Origin of the sequence: Belliella kenyensis (assembly GCF_022549675.1) — a bacterium.
GTDB classification, from domain to species: domain Bacteria; phylum Bacteroidota; class Bacteroidia; order Cytophagales; family Cyclobacteriaceae; genus Belliella; species Belliella kenyensis.
Genome location: NZ_JAKZGR010000070.1, coordinates 1 through 543, shown reverse-complemented (window position 1 = coordinate 543; position 543 = coordinate 1). Strand labels below are relative to the sequence as shown.

1 protein-coding gene is annotated in these 543 nt (G+C 37.2%); it reads right to left on the bottom strand.

All coding sequences use genetic code 11. The annotated features are described in order from the left end of the window. Nucleotides 1–72: 72 nt before the first annotated feature. Nucleotides 73–543 (bottom strand): hypothetical protein (locus MM214_RS18990; RefSeq protein ID WP_241297751.1); only part of this gene is annotated, 471 nt, incomplete at its 5' end.

Here is a 543-nt window from a genome sequence, read left to right as displayed (position 1 = left end):
AATAGCATTAATGAAACTACCAAAATAATTATTTGTTGTAATCTGGTTTCAGAACTACTAATCTCTTTCATTCTAGTCTTCATGCTTTTTGCCGAAATTTATTGAGACTTTATAACCAACTTCAAGATTTGCTTTAATTACATGTCCTAAACCTACACTTCCTCCTAAACTTGCCCCCATTGTACCTGATATAGATGAAGGCTTATCTGATCCACCTTCAGCACCGAATGATGATTTAAATGCGGCTAAAGTCCCTATTTTCCCTTCTTGGCGAACATTTCTATTTACTGTTTGTCCATTCTGCTTTGTTATAGTATGTGAAATACCTGATTCTCCAAAAAGCCCAAGCGCTCCTCCAAAAGATAAATTAATTTTCCCATCTTTATTTAAATAGTTGAATTCTGAAGTGGTACTACTTTTAGTACTTTCAAATGATATTGAAGCAAGCTCCACAGAGCCAGCATCGACATCGACACCAAGCCCTTCAACTTTCCCTGCAAAACGTCCACCCATCGTCGAGGTAACCTCTCCTTTTGTGTAAGG